The sequence below is a fragment of the Neptuniibacter sp. genome, assembly GCF_024231755.1.
Lineage (GTDB): Bacteria > Pseudomonadota > Gammaproteobacteria > Pseudomonadales > Balneatricaceae > Neptuniibacter.
Genome location: NZ_JAAEQH010000138.1, coordinates 1 through 18,524, shown reverse-complemented (window position 1 = coordinate 18,524; position 18,524 = coordinate 1). Strand labels below are relative to the sequence as shown.

The window sequence follows — 18,524 nt, the reverse complement described above, 5'->3', positions numbered from 1 at the left end:
CGAACCCAGATATCAGTCTGGATATATTCCACTAGGTGACCCAGATGGATAGGGCCGTTAGCGTAAGGGAGAGCGCTGGTTACAAGAATCTTACGTTTGCTGTCAGTCATGATCTGCCTGAGAACCTGAAATCGATAAAAAATTGAGCGCAAATTCTACGCTTTTTAGGAGATTTTATGAACTATTCTAGAAGGATTGTTTTCAGGAAAATGAGAATAAATTCGAGAGTTTTTCTGAATCCTTGCAGTGGGTACAACAAAGTCGTGGTGGGTTTGTTGCATAAACCCTTCCATACAGGATCTTTCAATTTGAATAGTTTTCATACAGCTGTTTATTTTCTGGACAGGGTTTGTATCGAGAACTAAAAGTATATTGATACCCGAGATAAATGATTCACGGATGACTTGAACCCCGAAGGATTATCCCATGAACTCAATTGTTGCTCTGAATTCGATTGAAAAGCAGGCTGTGATCTGCGAGTTATGCCCTAAAAGCTTGCGTTTAAGCAGTGCGCTTTCTTCGGTTGCTGATATAGAGACAGTTCCAGTAGGTAGCTTGGAGCAGTTATTGCCTGTGCTGGAAAAAACAGATGCCAGTGTTCTGATTTTCCCTTTGGGGGAAAACCCAACCCAATCACTGGATCTGTTGCAAACTGTTGTGGATAAGCACCCAGGACTGGTGCGTATTGTTGTTTCCGGTCCGTTGACTCCATTCCAGACTGCGCGTGCCTCTGAACTTGCACATCATTCATTATCACTGGATTGTGATCCTGAGGAGCTGATCCGTGATATCTACAACAGTCTTCATATTACCAGCCTGATAAATAAACCTGCTGCGAGGGATTACATTACCTCATTAAAGACTTTGCCGGTGATGCCTGAGGTATATGAGAAACTAAATGCTGCTTTAAATTCGGAACGTTCCAACGCTCGTGAGATAGCAAAAGTGTTGGAGCAGGACCCAGTAATGACGGCCAAAATTATGCAGTTGGTTAATTCTGCATATTTCGGCTTAAGTCGTGAGATAAATCGAATTCAGGAAGCGGTGACTGTGCTGGGAGTCAGGATGATTCGTGATCTGGTGCTTTCGGCTCATCTCTTTGATTCCTATCCCCAGACGGATGATTGGAAGAGTTTCTCTTTCTCACAGATTCACCAACGTAGTATGACTGTGGCCCGTGCAGCTCAACATATTGCCCGTTCAGTAAAAGCTGATCGTCACATTCAAGCTCAGGCATTTCTGGCCGGATTACTACATGACTTCGGTACTTTGGTTCTGGCTAGCCATAATCCGGAGGAATATCACAAGATCCTGACCAAGGCAGGTGTGATGGAACAGCCAGTCTATGCAATTGAGAAGCTCGAGCTGGGGGTAACCCATGCTGAGGCAGGTGCCTATCTATTAGCGTTATGGAATCTGCCACCTCGAGTAATAGAGGCGGTGTTGCTTCACCATTTCCCTAAAGCTAGTCCTTCAGATGGCTTTACGCCATTAACAGCGGTACATGTAGCGGATGCTTTATTGCCTGCTGCTACTAGTGTTGTTGGCTGTGATATTTCCAGTCGTTTGAGTATGCCGTATATCGAACAGATCGGAATGGAGAAAGAGCTGGATCGGTGGGAACTTGTTACTGCTGAATATCAGCCCCACGTAAGCGCTGTTTAGACCTCTTTATAGCTCTTATACATTCGGTTATGACTGCGGTATTGAGGGCGGGTAGTTTTTCCTAAGCAGCCATTCTTGTTAGAATGCGCTGCTTTTGAAAGTGCTCCCGCTTACAATCACTCAATACCGAGGCATGAATGTCCATCTCTGTTGTCGAACCCGATAAGTACGAATCTCTATTAGCAGCCAAAAAGACTGCAACAGCGGAACAGTTCTCCTGTTTTGATCTTCCTGAGATCGAGGTTTATGAGTCTCCTCGTAGCCATTATCGAATGCGTTGTGAGTTTCGGGTATGGCACGAAGATGAAGATCTATATTACGTGATGTTCGAAAAAGGCAACAAGCATGCCCGTATTCGCATCGACAATTGCCCGATGGTCTCTGAGCGTATTCACGATGTGATGTTCAAGCTTCTCGAAGAGATCCGTCCGAGCGAAGTGTTACGACGTAAGCTTTTCCAGGTGGATTTCCTCAGTACATTAAGTGGTGAACTGCTGGTTACTCTGCTTTACCACCGTCCGATAGACGAAAGCTGGGCGGAAGAAGCCAAAAAGTTGAAAGAGAAATTTAATATTCAGCTTATTGGCCGCTCCCGCAAGAATAAAATTCTGTTGGACCAGGACTTTGTTATTGAGAAGCTGGATATCAATAGTCGTGAATTCATCTACAAACAGGTAGAGAATAGCTTTAGCCAGCCTAATGCAGAAGTTTGCCGTCATATGATCAACTGGGCTCTGGATGCTACCCAAGGGGCTGGTGGCGATATGGTAGAGCTGTATTGCGGCAATGGTAACTTTACACTTCCACTGGCACAGAACTTTGGCCGTGTAGTCGCCACTGAAATTTCCAAAACATCGGTTAGGGCAGCGCGATTCAACATTGAAGAGAACAATATCGATAATGTTGATGTAGTACGTATCAGCTCAGAAGAGTTTTCTCAGGTGCTCAGTGGAGCAGTTGAGAAGCGCCGGACTAAAGATCTGGGTTTGGAAGCTTGCGATTTTACGACTGTATTAGTTGATCCGCCGCGTTCAGGTCTGGATGACGACACAGTAAAACAGGTGCAGGAGTACGATAATATTCTGTATATCTCCTGTAACCCTGAGACTCTGAAGGAAAACTTGGAAGTTATCACAGAGACCCATGAACTGCAGCGTTTCGCTATTTTTGATCAGTTCCCTTATACCGAACACTTGGAGTGTGGCGTTTTCCTTAGCCGCAAGTATTAATATTTAATACTTTTCTGAAAAAGAGCCGGTTTTGTACCGGCTTTTTTTATATTTGCAGCATATTCTCAAATTGATAGCTGGGCTGTTAATCTAAGGGCCTGAAACGGAGTGAGTTATGAAAGAGCTGCTTAAGATACAGGGATTCATCGCATTTATTAGCGTCGCGTTTATAAATGCTTTTGTAGATCTTGGCCACAAGATCATTATTCAGAACACTTTATTTAAAGCCTACGATGGTGATACTCAGATTATTCTGACCGCTGTTGTTAATGGTTTGATTCTGTTACCTTTTATTCTCCTGTTTACACCTTCCGGTTTTCTCTCCGACAAATACCCCAAGAATAATGTGATGCGCTATACCGCTTGGGGGGCGGTGGGGATCACTCTGCTGATCACTCTGTGTTACTACCTGGGCCTGTTTATTCCTGCTTTTGCCTTAACTTTTGTTTTGGCAGTGCAAAGCGCTTTCTACTCACCCGCAAAATACGGTTATATCAAAGAACTGGTGGGCACAAACAACCTTAGCGAGGGTAACGGCTGGATTCAGGCGGTGACGATGATCGCTATCCTTTCCGGTATCGTTGTTTTCTCTCTTCTGTTTGAGATACGCCTTGATGGCGCAACCCATATGACTCCTGAGGAGAGTCTGCAGCGTAATGCTCCGCTGGGTTGGTTGTTGGTGGCTGGCTCATTGTTTGAGCTATTTATGGCTTACCGTTTGCCAAAACTTCAGGAAGTGGATCACGAAGCGAAGTTTGATAAGCCTGCTTATGTCACCGGTAAAACACTGAGACGTAATCTAGCCCTGTTACGTGGTAAACGCCCGATCTGGTTATCAATTATTGGTCTTTCCCTGTTCTGGTCTATCAGCCAGGTGATGTTGGCAGTATTTCCCGCCTTCGCTGAAGAGCATCTTGATCAGCACAACACTTTTGTTATTCAAGGAGTGATGGCCTTAGCCGGCATCGGCATCATGATTGGTTCCATGTTGGCGGGGCGCTTCTCGAAACACTATATCAACGTAGGCCTGATCCCAGTTGGTGCGGTCGGTGTTTCTGTTGGTTTGATCCTATTGCCGCAAATGGACTCTATGCTACTGCAGTCACTGGTGTTTATGACCATCGGCCTGTTTGGTGCATTGATGTGTGTTCCGCTGAATGCATTGATTCAGTTTCATGCTTCCGAGAGCGAGATGGGACGTGTACTGGCAGGTAATAACTTTATCCAGAACCTGATGATGCTTAGCTTCCTGGCGCTTACCGTTATATTTGCCTGGGTAAGTATTGATGGTCTCTGGTTACTGACTATGCTCGCAGTAATCGGTGTCGGTAGCGCTATTTTTGCCATTGTGACTTTGCCACAAGCCTTTATCCGATTGCTGGTGATGGTGCTGTTCCGTCGTAAATATAATCTTCAGGTGCTGGGTTTTGAGAACCTGCCCGAAGCAGGTAAAGGCACCCTGTTACTGGGTAACCATATCAGTTGGCTGGACTGGGCAATGATCCAGATGGCTTGCCCACGCCATATCCACTTTGTGATGGAGCGCAGTATCTACGAACGTTGGTATTTGCGCTGGTTCCTGGATATTTTCAAAGTAATCCCAATTTCAAAAGGTAATAGCCGTCAGGCGCTGGAGAAGGTGCGTGACCTGATCAGTAACGGTGAAGTGGTATGTCTTTTCCCTGAAGGGGCGATTAGCCATATTGGTCAGTTAGGCGAATTTAAGCGGGGTTTTGAAAAAGCCTGTGAAGGTGCAGAGGGTGTTATTGTTCCTTTCTATCTGCGCGGTTTGTGGGGCAGTCGTTTCTCCCGTTCTACCGATAAGATGAAGAGCATCCGTCGTAGTGGCGGTAAACGTGATGTGATTCTCGCTTTTGGTCAGCCTTTACCTGTTAACAGCACTGCTGCAGAGGTGAAGAAGATGGTCTTTGAGCTGTCGATCAGAGCTTGGGATCAACATACACAGACCCTGGAAACCATCCCGAATGCTTTTGTTCGAAGTATGAAAAATGGCAGTTCTGGTTTTGCTGTTGCAGACGTAGATGGTGGTCCACTAAGCCAACGAAAACTGCTCACGGCCTGTGCCATGTTCCGCAAAGTGATTGTGGATACGGAAGGTCAGAATATCGGTTTGTTGGTACCGACTTCTAGTGCAGGGGCTATTGCCAACATATCTTCACTGATGGCAGGTAAAACCGTTGTAAATATGAATTTTACTGCACCTTCTGATTCCGTGGCTTCAGCGCTGGAGCAAGCAGAGGTGAAAACCATTGTTACAGCTCACCGCTTTGTTAAGAAGCTGAAGGCCCGTGGTATTGATCCGGAGATATGGTTTGGCGGCCGAGATGTGTTGTACATGGAAGATATTAAAGCGAGCTTCAGTAAGTGGCAGGCTCTGACTACGCTGGCCGCTGTATCCATTTTGCCTACCTCGATTCTGCAACACTGGTTATGTGAGCGGAACTCGCTGGAAGATACAGCCGCTATTTTGTTCTCTTCTGGTAGTGAGGGGGCACCTAAAGGTGTGATGTTGAGCCAGCGTAACATTATGGCGAATCTACGCCAGACCGCAGACGTGCTGAATGTTCGTGGTGATGATTGCATTATGGCAACCCTACCGCTATTCCATGCCTTTGGGCTGACAGTAACCTGCTTTATGCCACTGATCGAAGATATGCCCGTGGTGTGTCATCCCGATCCAACGGATGCTGCGAAAATTGGTAAAGGCGTGGCCCGTTATAAAGCGACTCTGATGTGTGCTACTTCAACCTTTATGCGTCTGTATGCGAAAAATAAACGAGTTCATCCTTTGATGTTTTCTTCACTACGCGCCGTTGTCGCGGGGGCTGAGAAGCTTGATCCAAATGTGCGCGACAGCTTTGAGCGTAAATTTCATGTGCCGGTGGTTGAGGGCTACGGTTCTACCGAGACAACGCCGGTGGCGAGTACAAATCTACCGGATTCTTTGGATACCGATTGGTGGACGGTACAGGTAGGCAATAAACCGGGTACGGTTGGATTGGCACTACCGGGATCGACTTTCCGAATTGTTGATCCGGATACACTGGAGGAGTTACCGGTAGGTGAAGATGGACTGATCCTGATTGGTGGCACTCAGATTATGAAGGGGTATCTGAATAATCCTGATAAAACAGCGGATGTGGTTGTCGAGCTGGATGGTTTACGTTGGTACAAGAGCGGGGATAAAGGACATCTGGATGAGGATGGATTCCTTACTATCGTTGATCGCTACAGTCGATTTGCCAAACTGGGTGGTGAGATGATTAGTCTAACCAGTGTAGAAGGTAAGGTGCGTGAGATCCTGCAACAACCAGAACTGCCTCTGGTAGCCGTTAACCTACCTGATGAGAAAAAAGGGGAGAAGGTTATTCTGTTGTTAGAGACTGAAAGTGATACTGGCGAAATCCGCCAAGGCCTGATAAGCGGGGGTATGCCTGCGCTTATGGTGCCTTCTGAGATCTTTGCTGTGGAATCGGTGCCGCTATTAGGTAGTGGTAAAACAGACTTTTGTACTGCGAAAAATCTGGCGTTGTCACTTATAGCTTGATTACAGTTCCTGAATGTAAAAGGGTTTACCTAAATAGTAACCTTGACCAAGCCTGCAATTGAGGCCGCTGAGTAGACATTGCTGCTCTGCGGTTTCAATCCCTTCGGCGATTACCTCCACGCCAAAAGCATTCGACATCGCAATTATGGCCCGTACAAGCGCCATATCTGAAGTGTCGTAGTTGATATCCTGAATGAAGCAGCGGTCGATCTTTAGGACATCGACCGGGATCTGTTTCAGATATGAAAGCGATGAGTAACCAGTGCCAAAGTCATCAATGGCGATACGGAAGCCCTGCTGACGGGCTTCATTAAGCCAGTCAACGGTCTCTTTGGAATCTGAAAGTAAAACACCCTCAGTAATCTCCAGCATGATGTTTTCTGGTGAAAGAGAATGCTTTTCGAGAGATAGCAGAAGCCAATCAATGCTAAGCAGTTTAGGTATCTGGTAGGTTGATAGATTTACGGACAGATATGTATTGTCCTGTTCTCTGTCGCGGATAAGCTGCTCGAATCCGACCAGTGCTTTGTGGAAAACTACTTCGAACAGTTCTTCGATCAGACCAAACTCTTCAGCATGTTTGATAAAGACTTCCGGACTTGTCTCTTTGCCCGTTGTACGTTTCCAGCGTGCCAGTGCTTCATAGCCGGTGATAGTATTGCTGCCTAAAGCGACGATGGGCTGGAAGGCAACGTCCATTTTTTTCTCATCAATCGCTTTTCGCAATTCCAACTCAATCGTTCGTGAAGAACGAATCTCCTGGGACATCTGTTGGTTGTAGAAGTGAAATTGTCCTCGCCCGGATTCTTTCGCTTTGTACATGGCGAGGTCGGCGTGACTCAGCAGAGTATCGATATCGTGACCATCAAAAGGAGCTACAGCAATCCCGATACTAATACCTGTATGTATTTCATGCTTATCGACCTGAAGAGGGCGGTTGAAGGCGCTGATTAGCTTTTCGGCCAGCTTGTTGAGAAAACTGATATCTTCCAGATTTGGGATGACAATTATGAATTCATCACCGCCCAGACGGGCGACAATGTCAGATTCGCGGAGTGAGCTCTTAAGAATGATGGCAACTTTTTTCAAGAGGCCATCACCTATTGCATGGCCCAAGGTATCGTTGATCCTTTTGAAGTGATCCAAGTCGAGAAAGCAAACTGCGCATTGTTTCTTCTCGCGCTTATTTTTCACCAGGACCTGCTTAAGTAGTTCATGTAGCAGAGACCGGTTTGGTAGGCCCGTTAGCTGATCATAATTAGCTCTGTACTCAATCTCTTGTTCTGCTTCTTTGCGTTGGGTGATATCGCTAAAAATGGCCAAATACTCTTCGACAAAACCGTTATCATTTTTCAGGGCTACAATGGTCTGCCATTGCACATAGAGTTCACCATTTTTCTTCCGGTTCCAGATCTCTCCCTGCCATTGACCTTCGACATCCAGTTTCTCGTACAGCGAGTTATAGAAATCAGCATCATGTTTACCTGAGCTGAGGATCGATGCCTTTTCTCCGATGATATCCTTCTCGTAATAACCAGTAATAGTTGAGAAGGCGGGATTGATCATTTTCACCCTAGCATTGCTGTCAGTGAGAATAATTCCTTCCTTTGCGGAGTTAAAAACCACCTCGGCTTTTAGCATCTTCTCCTGAGCTTCTTTTCGCTCAGTAATATCCCTGGCGTAGCCTACCGTACCAATCACATCACCATTCAGTTCTACCGGTGCTTTATGTGTTTCAACCCAGTGCCTTAAACCCTCTGTTTCAACCATCTCTTCGGTATTCAGTATTTCCTTGTGAATAATTGCTTTGAGGTCGTCATGACGGTACTTGTTCGCCAGGTCAGTAGGCCAGATATCAAAATCAGTTTTTCCCTCCAAGGCTAAAGGGGATTCTGCACCACAGGCGTCGGAGAACGGTTTGTTTACCGCAAGAAACTGGCCGTCATTATTTTTAAGCCAGACCATAAAAGGGAAGTTATCCAACAGCGAACGCATTTGTTGGTTTGATTCCGCAATATGCAGCTCATCAGCTCTGCTCTGGGTTCTATCTTCAATACAAGCAATATTCACAAGACCGTCGTCGGTCATCGTTTTAGTTAGCGTTAGCCGGCAATGGACCGGATGGCCTGCTTTATGGCGATAGCGTTTATCCAACACAAAGTGATCAATTTCACCGCTGTTCAGCTGCTGGATCTGCTCTTTTCCTAAGTTCTTATCTTCAAGCCAGGTTATATCCAGATACGTTTTACTCAGTAGCTCTTCTTCGCTGTAGCCTAAGATTTCGCAGAAACGTTCATTTACACGGACAAACATGCCTTGTTCATTGATGTTGGCAATACCAAGGCCTGCATAGGAAAAGTTTGCTCTGAACAGTGCTTCACTTCGCGACAGCTGTTCCTGTGCCTGTCTGATCTGGCTGATATCCCTGACTACTTCTAGCATGCGAATGGTATTACCATGATTATTTTTAATAGGTGATAGGGACACGCGTGCCCAGAAGAGAGATCCGTCACTACGTTCATAACGAAAATTGCCATCCCAGGAATATAGGCCAGCCAAGGCAGCGCTGAACTGCTCTGGAGGTTGAAAATTATTACTGTAGTTTCGGGGGTGATCTATCAACCGATCAATCGAAAAACCAGTGAGTCGGGCAAAGTGCTTATTGGCATAGAGTTGTTTACCATCCAAAGAGTAGATTACGATACCTACAGGGCTCTGATTAAGCGCCTGTTCCAGTTCCCGCAAGCGCTCTTTCTCTTTATTGTTTGCCTTTTCTAACTCCTCCAGATGAGTTGACATACTATTGAATGCTGCAACAGTCGTAGCCAGTTCATCGCTGCCGGTGACAGGAATAGTTGTGCCTAACTTACCTTGTTTTAACTTGCTTGTTGCTTGAGTCAGTTGTTTAAGCTGTTTAGTTAGATACATACCAAGCAGAAAAGAGAATGCAGCAACCAGCAAAACCTCTAGAGCAGCAAGTGTGGTAATTTCTCCTATGGCATTGTAGAAAAACTGACCCATATAGCTGTGATCTATTCCAAACTGTATAAAACCAAAATTTTGTTCGGAATAGGTTACTGGTAGCTCTTTATGGATGTTGGAACTATCTGCATGAAATAGTTCGATTGCTGTCCTGTTTTCGAGTGCCCAGTGCTCTACTAGAACCTGGCGATTGTTATCTAGAAAGCGAATATATGACAGTTCGCCGGTATCCAGGATGTTTTCAGCAAGGCTTTCCAGAGCAGCGAGGTCATAGGCGATGATGGCATCTTGGCTGGAAGCAGTGAGTAGAGTTTCAGTAAGTCTGATTTTACGTTCGGATTCAGAGTGGTTTGATTCTGAAAGTAGAGCAAAAACTTTGATGACAAGAATGGAGAGTAGGACCATTTCGATCAGTGCAACACCTATGATCGTTTTAGTTCTGAACTTCATCTTCCACCAACTTGAGAGACCTGTTGTAACTGATCTGAAGTCTAGCTCTCTTTTGTTGCTTACGTATTGATAAAACTCAATAACTTATATTTTATTGAGTGCCGATTCAATTTTTTATGGTCGTTTTGATCTTTCGATTTCTTGGGTAGAGAGATGGACAGTTTAGGAAACAAGCTGCATAATTCCTACAAAAATAGTCGGATATTATTCGGTTAAATAACAATATAAATGGAGCGGCAAGTTGTCATCTATCGAAACAGTTATTTCTGATGCTCTTGGTCAGTATCAGGACCCGGTATTGGGAATGGATCTGGTATCAGCGGATCTTGTTAAAAACATTGCAGCTGAAAATGGCCGTTGTTCCTTATCATTAGAAATGCCTTATCCAACCAAGGGCGTGGCAGAGCAGATCAAATCAGACTTAAAGACAGTTCTAACTGCTCTTGATGGTATTGAAAGTGTAGAGGTTTCTCTGAGCCACAAGATTGCATCTTCTCAGGGGCAGAACAATCTGCCAACCATGACGGGCGTTAAGAATGTAATCGCAGTTGCTTCGGGTAAAGGTGGTGTTGGTAAATCAACTACAACTGCCAATCTGGCGCTGGCTATGGCTGCAGAAGGTGCCCGTGTAGGGATTCTTGATGCGGATATCTATGGACCAAGCCAAGGGATGATGCTGGGTGTTGCTGAAGGTGTTCGTCCGCAGCCTTACGATGAGAAGCACTTTCTGCCTATTGAAGCCCATGGTATTCAGTCAATCTCGATGAGTTACCTGATCGAAGAAGATACCGCTATGGTATGGCGTGGCCCAATGGCAGCAGGCGCTTTGCAGCAGTTGCTGACGCAGACTTATTGGCAGGATCTGGATTATCTGTTTATCGATATGCCGCCGGGCACAGGTGATATACAACTCACATTGTCGCAGAAAGTACCGGTTGCGGGTGCGGTGATTGTTACTACCCCGCAGGATATTGCTCTGCTAGATGCTAAAAAAGGTATAGAGATGTTCCGCAAAGTGGATATTCCTGTACTAGGTGTTGTGGAAAATATGAGTACACACACTTGCAGTAATTGTGGTCACACTGAACCGGTTTTCGGCGCAGGTGGCGGTGAAAGTATTGCTGAGCGATATGAAACAGAACTTCTGGGACAGTTACCTTTGGCGCTGTCTATCCGAGAACAAGTGGATTCTGGTAAGCCGACGGTAGTGGCTGACCCCGAGAGTGCCCACGCGCAGAGTTATATAAAAATCGCTCGTAGATTGGCCGGCGTTCTAGCAGAGAAAAATGCCAAACCTGCTTCAGTGATCCCTAACATTATTGTTGAGGATGACTGATTACCCCCATTTATTGGAAAGGGATGGTAGATTGGGTTGTCTGAAAATTGATCAATGTCAACGGAGTGTAACATCCGAGTTAGATAATCAGTTTTGTCGTCTATACTTAATAGTTCACACAGTTTGAAACTCAATTGCTAATAACAATAAATAGAGGGATGTAGGATGGACTACAGAGCAACTGCGAATATAAAAATGATGAAAACTAAAACTCCAACTCCATCTCGTAGTGAGATGGCACGCGAGTTAAGACGTCAGGCTGATACGCTACGCGACAAAGGGAAATCGGCAGCTGAGTTCTGGCTAGCAGAGCAGTACGAGAAAACAGCTAACCTTCTGAACTGATTTTTTATCCCCTTCATGTCTGATCTAACGGCTCCTTCGGGGGCCGTTTTTCATGCTTCTGCGACTCCTTAAAGTATCAACCTGATGCTGATTCATTTTTGTCTCTTTGAGAATAAAAATGGTACAATCCGCGGTCAAATTTTATTGAGCAGGTGGAACAAGCCAAGATGGGCATTAAAGCAGATCGCTGGATTCGCCGTATGGCGCAAGAGCACGATATGATTTCTCCATTCGAGCCGGGTCAGGTTCGTGAGGTGGATGGTTCGCGCATCGTCTCTTATGGTACTTCCAGTTATGGTTATGATGTTCGCTGTGCCAATGAATTTAAGATTTTTACCAATATCAACTCTTCTGTCGTTGATCCAAAGGATTTCGATGAGGGTAGTTTTGTTGATGTTGAATCCGATGTTTGTATCATCCCGCCAAACTCCTTTGCTTTGGCACGTACGGTTGAATATTTCAAAATACCGCGAGATGTGCTGACAATCTGTTTGGGTAAAAGTACTTATGCACGTTGTGGCATTATCGTAAACGTGACACCGCTTGAACCCGAGTGGGAAGGCCACGTGACACTTGAATTTTCCAACACAACACCTCTACCAGCCAAAATTTATGCTAACGAAGGTGTTGCTCAGATGTTGTTCCTTCAGGGTGATGAGGTTTGTGAAACCTCTTATAAAGACCGTGACGGAAAATATCAGGGACAGACTGGCGTCGTCGTTCCACGTACCTGATCTTTTGCTTATACCATTTTGATGATTTTAGACCGTAAACAGATAAGTACCTTCTGGGAACAGTTGCAGGAAACCATTCAGCAACTGCTGGAGAGTCGTAGTGATGACCGTTTCGAGGCAGAGCCTCTGCTGAAACAGTATCGCGAGCATCTGCAGAAAATAGATTCCAACCTAACTTTCCATTTCCAGAGTGATGCTGATACGGAAGGTTCTGTTGAGATGGTGTTCGGTTGTGATGGTTTCCCGGAATCCATTCATTCTGTATTGAGCTTAATTGGTGCAGCTCCTGAGCTGACTGGCATTGAGTTCAAAGCATTTAACAACCGGTATGATCCGGTCCCACTATCCGTGAATATCGGCGAAGAGTATTGTGAGATTGGTGATTTCTGGTGCCGTATGGTGCAAGTAAATAAGCGCCTACATCTTGAAGTGTATATGCAGGACGCTCCGAAAGTTCTGGATATGGACCCGCGTACTGAAGCAGTGATGATCTATCTGGATGCCCTGATTGGTGAATATGAGATCATGACCAAGGTGTGGGCATTAGATTGGTTTGAGTTGCCTGTATCGCCTGAAGATCACGGCTTGGTTAAGCTGACTGATTTGCGTGAAGCGTTTGACGAGATTAAAACTGAAATAGAACCGATAGGTTTAACTCTGCATTAAGAGTTAGATGCTGAATAATGTAAAAGGCCTGCTATATTGCAGGCCTTTTCACTGTTAGGCACTAGCTACGACACTAGTTCCCTTAGTTTTTAGGTTAGTTATCTGACAGGATGTAGATACTGCCTTCTTCCTCATCCGTTTGGCTTTCACCGCCTTTATCCCAAATAAACATTTTTTTCCCCTTCCTGGTGTTTTTTGGTTGCTTCCTTACTAAGAATCGACCATTGTCTAGGTATCCTTAGTATTTTCTTTAGATAACAGGATTCAGACTAGTAGATGAGTGGATTATTAACAACCTTACTTGAGGACGTACGTGTCGAGTACATTGCTCGGATGCAGTCTAATGGTTGTTCAGAACCTTATCTGACAGCTGAGCGCCTAGTGCACGAAAAGCTCTTTCTAGAGACTGATCAACTGGCTGAAATAATTCAGCAGGATCCCTCCCTCCTGGCCGCACGTGCTGGTGAGTTGATTATGAACCGTCAGGAGAGTGAAAACCCCTCTGTTGGTGTAATCATCTGTAGCAATATACTGGCGGCTGCTTTGGAAGGCTTGCTTGCTGTTGCCGTAGAACGAGAATGGTTAGAAGTCGATGATGAAGGAAATGTTATTGTTGATGATGAAGAGCTGAGCCAGGATAGTCAGTACCCTATTGAAGTGGATTACAGCAGCTCAGAAGTTGCGAAAAGGAATATCACTCTCGGTGGCGTTAGTGAGTTATCACAGATATTTTCCGCAGCTGAGTCAGCCTTCTTGGATCTGCTAAATGAGCAAAATGCTCAACGTGATGCTTACCAGTTAGCTCTGGATATCTCTTCAGATTATTCTGTATTTGCGCCTGAAGATATTGCTCCACTGATTACTGAAAACCCGCTTCTTCTTGGTTTACGCCCTGAAGATCTGATCGATGATGATCTGTTTGAGGGGGATCCGCCAGCAGGGCTTATTATCAGTGCACATCTTACCCGAATGATGCTGCATCAGATGCTTGAGCTAGGTGTTGAGCATGGGGCATTAGTTCTCGATAGCAGTGGTCATATTGTTGTGCCTGATGAGCCCGAAGACCCTCCCATTATCCATTAAGACGTCAGTTTATTTCATTGTTTATTGCAAGTGATGACTTTTAATTAAGTCCTCAAAGGCGGTGTTCATAAACTCGTCAATCTTATTGTAAGCACTCGCATAAAACAGACGCTCTAGTAATTTGTATGGTTCTTATGAGAAATATCAAAGTTTAGGGGAATAATCTGTACCTGCGCTTTTATGCAGTTTACATTTAAGAGCATTGAAAGTAGGCTGAGCTCATCAATAACCCTTTAATTATTAAGGAGTTACCTGACTTGAAAGGTGGGTTATTTGCTTTAGGGCAATCAATGCTGGGCAGTTTACGGGATCTGGCTCCTATAGTTCTTGTGATCGCTTTTTTTCAGATTGTTGTTCTGCAGCAATCTGTGCCTGATTTCTTCGGTATTGTTACCGGTCTCCTTTGCGTTGTAGCGGGTCTGACTTTCTTTATCTACGGGCTTGAGATGGGGCTGTTTCCTATCGGTGAGAGTATGGCAAATGCTTTCGCTCGCAAGGGTAGTGTTTTCTGGTTGTTAGTTTTTGCATTTTCTCTTGGTTTTGGCACGACGGTCGCGGAACCCGCATTGATTGCGGTGGCGGCGGAAGCTGCGACTGTGGCTGCTACGGGGGGGATGATAGAGACTAGCGATGAGGCTAAAGCAAGTTATGCTTCAGGTCTGCGTTATACGGTAGCCTTTTCTGTAGGTTTAGCCATCGTACTTGGGGTTTTCCGTATTCTTAAGGGTTGGTCAATTCAATATATGATCATTGCGGGTTATATCCTCGTGGTGATTATGACTATGTTTGCTCCGCGAGAGATTATCGGCATTGCGTATGATTCTGGTGGTGTTACGACTTCAACGATTACGGTTCCGCTGGTGACAGCGTTAGGTGTTGGCTTGGCTTCCTCTATCGAAGGCCGTAATCCCATGATTGATGGTTTTGGCCTGATCGCCTTTGCTTCTTTAACGCCCATGATCTTTGTTATGGCTTATGGAATGGTGATCTGATGGAACTATTAAGCCAACTTATTTCGATCACGCTCACTACTATTAAAGATGTCATCCCTATTGCGGCGATTATCTTCGGTTTTCAGTTTCTGGTGATTCGTCGGCCGATACCTAATATTAAGAAAGTACTGATTGGTTTTGCCTATGTAATTCTAGGTTTGGCGCTCTTCCTTTTAGGTTTGGAAAAAGCACTTTTCCCAATTGGACGCTTGATGGCTGAACAGTTAACAAATCCTGAGTTTATCAGTAGCTGGAGTGGTTCGGTGGCAGGCGCTTTGCAGTGGCAGGATTATTTTTGGGTTTATATCTTTGCCTTTGCTATTGGTGCCAGTACGACGATCGCGGAGCCTTCCTTGATTGCAGTGGCTATCAAAGCTAATGAGGTTTCCGGTGGTGCCATCGGGGTTTGGGGGTTACGTATAGCGGTCGCGATAGGTGTGGCAGTTGGTATCTCTCTTGGGACATGGCGTATTGTTACTGGTTACCCGATCCACTGGTTCATCATTGCCGGTTATGTCGTAGTGGTAGTCCAAACTTTCTTTGCCCCCAAACTTATCGTACCGCTAGCCTATGACTCTGGTGGGGTAACCACTTCTACGGTAACAGTTCCTTTAGTCGCTGCTCTTGGATTAGGGCTTGCTGAGACGGTTCCGGGGCGAAGTGCTTTGATTGATGGTTTTGGTTTAATCGCATTTGCCAGTTTGTTTCCTATGATTACGGTAATGGCCTATGCGCAACTTTCTGAATATCGTGCTAAACGTGACTAGCGAGAGCTGGAGAGGCTGATATGCATTTCAAATTGTTGGTGGTTTTTGTAGAAGATTCGAAAACCGATGATGTGATGAAGGCTGCCCGTGATGCGGGAGCCACAGGTGCCACTGTAATTAACAATGCACGTGGAGAAGGGGTGCATAAAACCAAAACATTTTTTGGTTTAACCCTGGAAACTCAACGTGATGTGGTTTTATTTATTGTTGAAGAGCACCTGAGTCGCAAAATACTGGAAACAATATCCCGTGTGGCAGAGTTCGATGAACAGCCGGGAATGGGGATTGCGATTCAGATTGATGTTGAAGATGCTGTTGGGATTTCCCATCAGGTTCGGGAACTGGCCGAAAAGGTTGAGGAAGAGTTATGAGTACAGAGCGTAAGGTAGTGCGCACCCGAGATGTCATGACCGATGAGTTTGATGTGATTGACGGCCTGATGACTGTTGCAGATGCGGTTAAAATCTTTAGAGATAAAGATGCTCGTGTATTGATTATCAACAAACGCCACGATGATGATGAGTACGGCATGATCCTGCTCTCGGATATTGCTAAGAAAGTGGTGGCTAAAGATCGTTCACCAGAACGTGTAAATGTCTATGAGGTGATGGCGAAGCCAGTTATCTCCGTAGATCCGCATATGGATATTAGATACTGCGCACGCCTTTTTGAAAATTTTGGCTTGGCTCATGCACCAGTTATTGAGAATGAGAAAGTATTGGGTATCGTGAGTTACCGCAGCATGGTGTTAAAAGGCCTGCAAGATAACTAAACAAAACCTGCCATTTAGCCCTGCTATCCTGGCCAAGGGCGTGCTGCTAGTTTAAGGAACCTACGAATAAGTCCTTGCTTAAACTGCAGGGACTTGTTCGCGGGTTCCATAAAGAAAGGATGCCTTTATAGTGGCTGAGTTTCATTGCTACCAACAAAAAATAAGTCTTTTTCCTATTTTTTATCACTATTGTTATTAGATAGAATAGGGCTTTATTTTTTGCAGGGTATTAAGGGCTCCTGAATGAATACCAGATTCAATATGGCAACTTTCCGTAATCTTGTTGCTGGCTTACTTTCTGTAGTGATCTCTTCAGCTGTTGTTGCTGAGGAAGTAAACGTTGATCCGTGGGAAGGTTTTAATCGTGCAATGTTTAGTTTTAATGATGGTCTAGACACTTACGCGCTTAAACCCGTAGCCCAAGGTTACAGAGAGGTAATGCCTGATATGGCTGAGGCAGGTGTATCTAACTTCTTTGATAACTTGTCTGATCTGCGCACAATGATCAATAACCTGCTACAGGGAAAAGTTGACTATGCTCTGCAGGATCTTGCCCGTGTGACATTCAACTCAACAATCGGCCTGGCAGGCTTCGTTGATGTTGCGACTCCGATGGGAATTGAAAAACACGATGAAGATTTTGGTCAGACCTTGGGTTATTGGGGAGCAGGTAGCGGTCCATATTTGGTACTCCCTTTCTTAGGCCCTACAACTATTCGTGATGGCATTGGTAGCATTCCTGATTCAATGGTAGATCCTGTTTCCAAATTGGATGATAGCGGCGCTCGTAATGCTTTGTATTTGACACGTATTGTTGATGGTCGTGCTCGACTGCTGGAATCTGAAAAGCTGATTTCAGGTGATAAATATACGTTTATCCGTGATGCTTACCTGCAAAAACGTGAATTCGCGATAGCCGATGGCGTTTTTGAGGATTACGACGATAGTAATTTCTGAGAATAATATTGAGGATAGATTTAAATCTATCCTCATATCTCTTTTCTCTTCATATTTTCATTGCATGTTCAGCCACTAAGTTTTAACGTGGTGCTTCATAGTCCTTTACCGGAAAATAGTCCTTTGCCGAAAACCCATGCGCTAAGTAGCAGGGTTCTGAAGCAGAGCTATGAAACAGAGCTATGAAACAGACCTACCAGACAATTCTGCTTGTTGATCATGTTGCTGAAGCGATCGATTGTATTATCGATACCTGCAATAGTGCGTCGCTACCTCCGGTGAAAATCTCTACAGCATTTAGCTCTGCCTATGCTCACGAACTGTTGGCTGAGAATGAGTTTTCTCTTCTAATAGTCGGGGTAGGTGAAGAGCTGATGTTAGATCAGATACAAGCCTTGGCCGAACAGCATGCGCCTAAGCCTCTGATTGCTATTCTTCCCCCTGAGAGAGACGCATGGGTTCTCAGAGCTTTACGTTTTGGAGCTGCTGATGTCTTTGTTCAGAATACTCTTTGTGAAGAGACCGACGCTTTCGCCCATTCTGTGGCTAAGTTTCTTGCTCAGGCAGAATTGATAGAGAAAAACTTTCATTATCGTGATGAGCTTGAGAAAAGCCTGAGTGAACTGCAGGCTGACCAGCAGGCGGCACTTCAGATCCAGCAGAATATGCTGCCTGACCGGCAGTTCCAGTCAGGAGTGATCAGTGCGCGTTACCTGTTGATCCCATCACTTTACTTAAGTGGCGATTTTATTGATGTAATTGCCATTGATGAACATCGAACGCTGTTTTATCTGGCTGATGTGTCAGGGCATGGAGCTTCGTCGGCTCTGGTCACAGTTCTGCTGAAAAATATGACAAACCGTTTGTTAAGAAATTTTCGGCGTGAATCCAGCTTTGACATCTTGTCACCCATAGACACCTTGTACCGAATAAACACTGAACTGCTGGATACCGAACTTGGTAAACATCTCAGTATTT

At 45.1% G+C, this 18,524-nt stretch carries 16 protein-coding genes; 14 read left to right on the top strand and 2 right to left on the bottom strand.

Features of this window, described 5'->3' with window-relative positions; genetic code table 11:
* Positions 1-110: class I tRNA ligase family protein (locus GY843_RS08035; RefSeq protein ID WP_297308360.1), on the bottom strand; the 110-nt coding region annotated here is incomplete at its 3' end.
* Positions 111-426: 316 nt separating this feature from the next.
* Between GY843_RS08035 and GY843_RS08030 the strand changes: the two genes are divergently transcribed.
* From GY843_RS08030 to GY843_RS08020, 3 genes are all read left to right on the top strand, one after another.
* Positions 427-1,665 (top strand): HDOD domain-containing protein, encoded by a 1,239-nt coding sequence (locus tag GY843_RS08030; protein ID WP_297308353.1) that lies wholly within the window; start codon positions 427-429, stop codon positions 1,663-1,665.
* A gap of 137 nt (positions 1,666-1,802) precedes the next feature.
* Complete coding sequence (gene trmA / locus GY843_RS08025) at positions 1,803-2,894, top strand: tRNA (uridine(54)-C5)-methyltransferase TrmA (protein WP_297308351.1); 1,092 nt, start codon at positions 1,803-1,805, stop codon at positions 2,892-2,894.
* A gap of 115 nt (positions 2,895-3,009) precedes the next feature.
* Positions 3,010-6,462, top strand: coding sequence for an acyl-[ACP]--phospholipid O-acyltransferase (locus GY843_RS08020; RefSeq protein ID WP_297308349.1), 3,453 nt, complete (start codon positions 3,010-3,012; stop codon positions 6,460-6,462).
* Here GY843_RS08020 and GY843_RS08015 read toward each other — a convergent pair whose 3' ends face one another.
* A complete protein-coding gene (locus GY843_RS08015; RefSeq protein WP_297308347.1) occupies positions 6,463-9,894 on the bottom strand; it encodes a PAS domain S-box protein in 3,432 nt (1,143 codons plus the stop codon). It lies immediately after the preceding gene.
* A gap of 241 nt (positions 9,895-10,135) precedes the next feature.
* On the opposite strand from GY843_RS08015, the gene apbC reads away from it, so the two are divergent.
* The 11 genes from apbC to GY843_RS07960 form a co-directional block, all read left to right on the top strand.
* The gene (gene apbC / locus GY843_RS08010; RefSeq protein WP_297308345.1) at positions 10,136-11,230 is read left to right on the top strand and encodes an iron-sulfur cluster carrier protein ApbC; all 1,095 of its coding nucleotides are present in this window, start codon (positions 10,136-10,138) and stop codon (positions 11,228-11,230) included.
* Between the two features lie 165 nt (positions 11,231-11,395).
* On the top strand, positions 11,396-11,575 hold the full coding sequence (locus tag GY843_RS08005) for a hypothetical protein (protein WP_297308342.1): 180 nt from the start codon (positions 11,396-11,398) through the stop codon (positions 11,573-11,575).
* A 167-nt stretch (positions 11,576-11,742) separates the two neighbouring features.
* A complete protein-coding gene (gene dcd / locus GY843_RS08000; protein WP_297308340.1) occupies positions 11,743-12,309 on the top strand; it encodes a dCTP deaminase in 567 nt (188 codons plus the stop codon).
* A gap of 21 nt (positions 12,310-12,330) precedes the next feature.
* On the top strand, positions 12,331-12,975 hold the full coding sequence (locus tag GY843_RS07995) for a hypothetical protein (protein WP_297308358.1): 645 nt from the start codon (positions 12,331-12,333) through the stop codon (positions 12,973-12,975).
* 276 nt (positions 12,976-13,251) lie between these two features.
* The gene (locus GY843_RS07990) at positions 13,252-14,058 is read left to right on the top strand and encodes a hypothetical protein (RefSeq protein ID WP_297308338.1); all 807 of its coding nucleotides are present in this window, start codon (positions 13,252-13,254) and stop codon (positions 14,056-14,058) included.
* A gap of 290 nt (positions 14,059-14,348) precedes the next feature.
* On the top strand, positions 14,349-15,050 hold the full coding sequence (locus GY843_RS07985; protein WP_297308355.1) for a DUF1538 domain-containing protein: 702 nt from the start codon (positions 14,349-14,351) through the stop codon (positions 15,048-15,050).
* Positions 15,050-15,817 carry a DUF1538 domain-containing protein gene (locus GY843_RS07980; RefSeq protein ID WP_297308336.1) on the top strand — a complete coding sequence of 256 codons (768 nt, stop codon included), beginning with the start codon at positions 15,050-15,052 and terminating at the stop codon, positions 15,815-15,817. The genes GY843_RS07985 and GY843_RS07980 overlap by 1 nt, the downstream gene beginning before the upstream one ends.
* A 20-nt stretch (positions 15,818-15,837) precedes the next feature.
* Complete coding sequence (locus GY843_RS07975) at positions 15,838-16,188, top strand: P-II family nitrogen regulator (protein ID WP_297308333.1); 351 nt, start codon at positions 15,838-15,840, stop codon at positions 16,186-16,188.
* Positions 16,185-16,589: a CBS domain-containing protein gene (locus GY843_RS07970; protein WP_297308331.1), complete on the top strand. Its 405-nt coding sequence runs from the start codon at positions 16,185-16,187 to the stop codon at positions 16,587-16,589. The genes GY843_RS07975 and GY843_RS07970 overlap by 4 nt, the downstream gene beginning before the upstream one ends.
* Positions 16,590-16,832: 243 nt before the next feature.
* Positions 16,833-17,546 (top strand): VacJ family lipoprotein, encoded by a 714-nt coding sequence (locus GY843_RS07965; protein WP_297308329.1) that lies wholly within the window; start codon positions 16,833-16,835, stop codon positions 17,544-17,546.
* Positions 17,547-17,728: 182 nt separating this feature from the next.
* Positions 17,729-18,524: SpoIIE family protein phosphatase (locus GY843_RS07960; protein ID WP_297308327.1), on the top strand; the 796-nt coding region annotated here is incomplete at its 3' end.

Excerpts from the sequence above, each read along its gene's own strand:
- GY843_RS08015 (WP_297308347.1), bottom strand. The coding sequence starts at position 9,894 with ATGAAGTTCAGAACTAAAACGATCATAGGTGTTGCACTGATCGAAATG.
- GY843_RS07970 (WP_297308331.1), top strand. The coding sequence starts at position 16,185 with ATGAGTACAGAGCGTAAGGTAGTGCGCACCCGAGATGTCATGACCGAT.
- GY843_RS08020 (WP_297308349.1), top strand. The coding sequence starts at position 3,010 with ATGAAAGAGCTGCTTAAGATACAGGGATTCATCGCATTTATTAGCGTC.
- GY843_RS07975 (WP_297308333.1), top strand. The coding sequence starts at position 15,838 with ATGCATTTCAAATTGTTGGTGGTTTTTGTAGAAGATTCGAAAACCGAT.
- trmA (WP_297308351.1), top strand. The coding sequence starts at position 1,803 with ATGTCCATCTCTGTTGTCGAACCCGATAAGTACGAATCTCTATTAGCA.
- GY843_RS07990 (WP_297308338.1), top strand. The coding sequence starts at position 13,252 with ATGAGTGGATTATTAACAACCTTACTTGAGGACGTACGTGTCGAGTAC.
- dcd (WP_297308340.1), top strand. The coding sequence starts at position 11,743 with ATGGGCATTAAAGCAGATCGCTGGATTCGCCGTATGGCGCAAGAGCAC.
- GY843_RS07965 (WP_297308329.1), top strand. The coding sequence starts at position 16,833 with ATGAATACCAGATTCAATATGGCAACTTTCCGTAATCTTGTTGCTGGC.
- GY843_RS07980 (WP_297308336.1), top strand. The coding sequence starts at position 15,050 with ATGGAACTATTAAGCCAACTTATTTCGATCACGCTCACTACTATTAAA.
- GY843_RS07985 (WP_297308355.1), top strand. The coding sequence starts at position 14,349 with ATGCTGGGCAGTTTACGGGATCTGGCTCCTATAGTTCTTGTGATCGCT.
- GY843_RS07995 (WP_297308358.1), top strand. The coding sequence starts at position 12,331 with ATGATTTTAGACCGTAAACAGATAAGTACCTTCTGGGAACAGTTGCAG.
- GY843_RS08030 (WP_297308353.1), top strand. The coding sequence starts at position 427 with ATGAACTCAATTGTTGCTCTGAATTCGATTGAAAAGCAGGCTGTGATC.
- GY843_RS08005 (WP_297308342.1), top strand. The coding sequence starts at position 11,396 with ATGGACTACAGAGCAACTGCGAATATAAAAATGATGAAAACTAAAACT.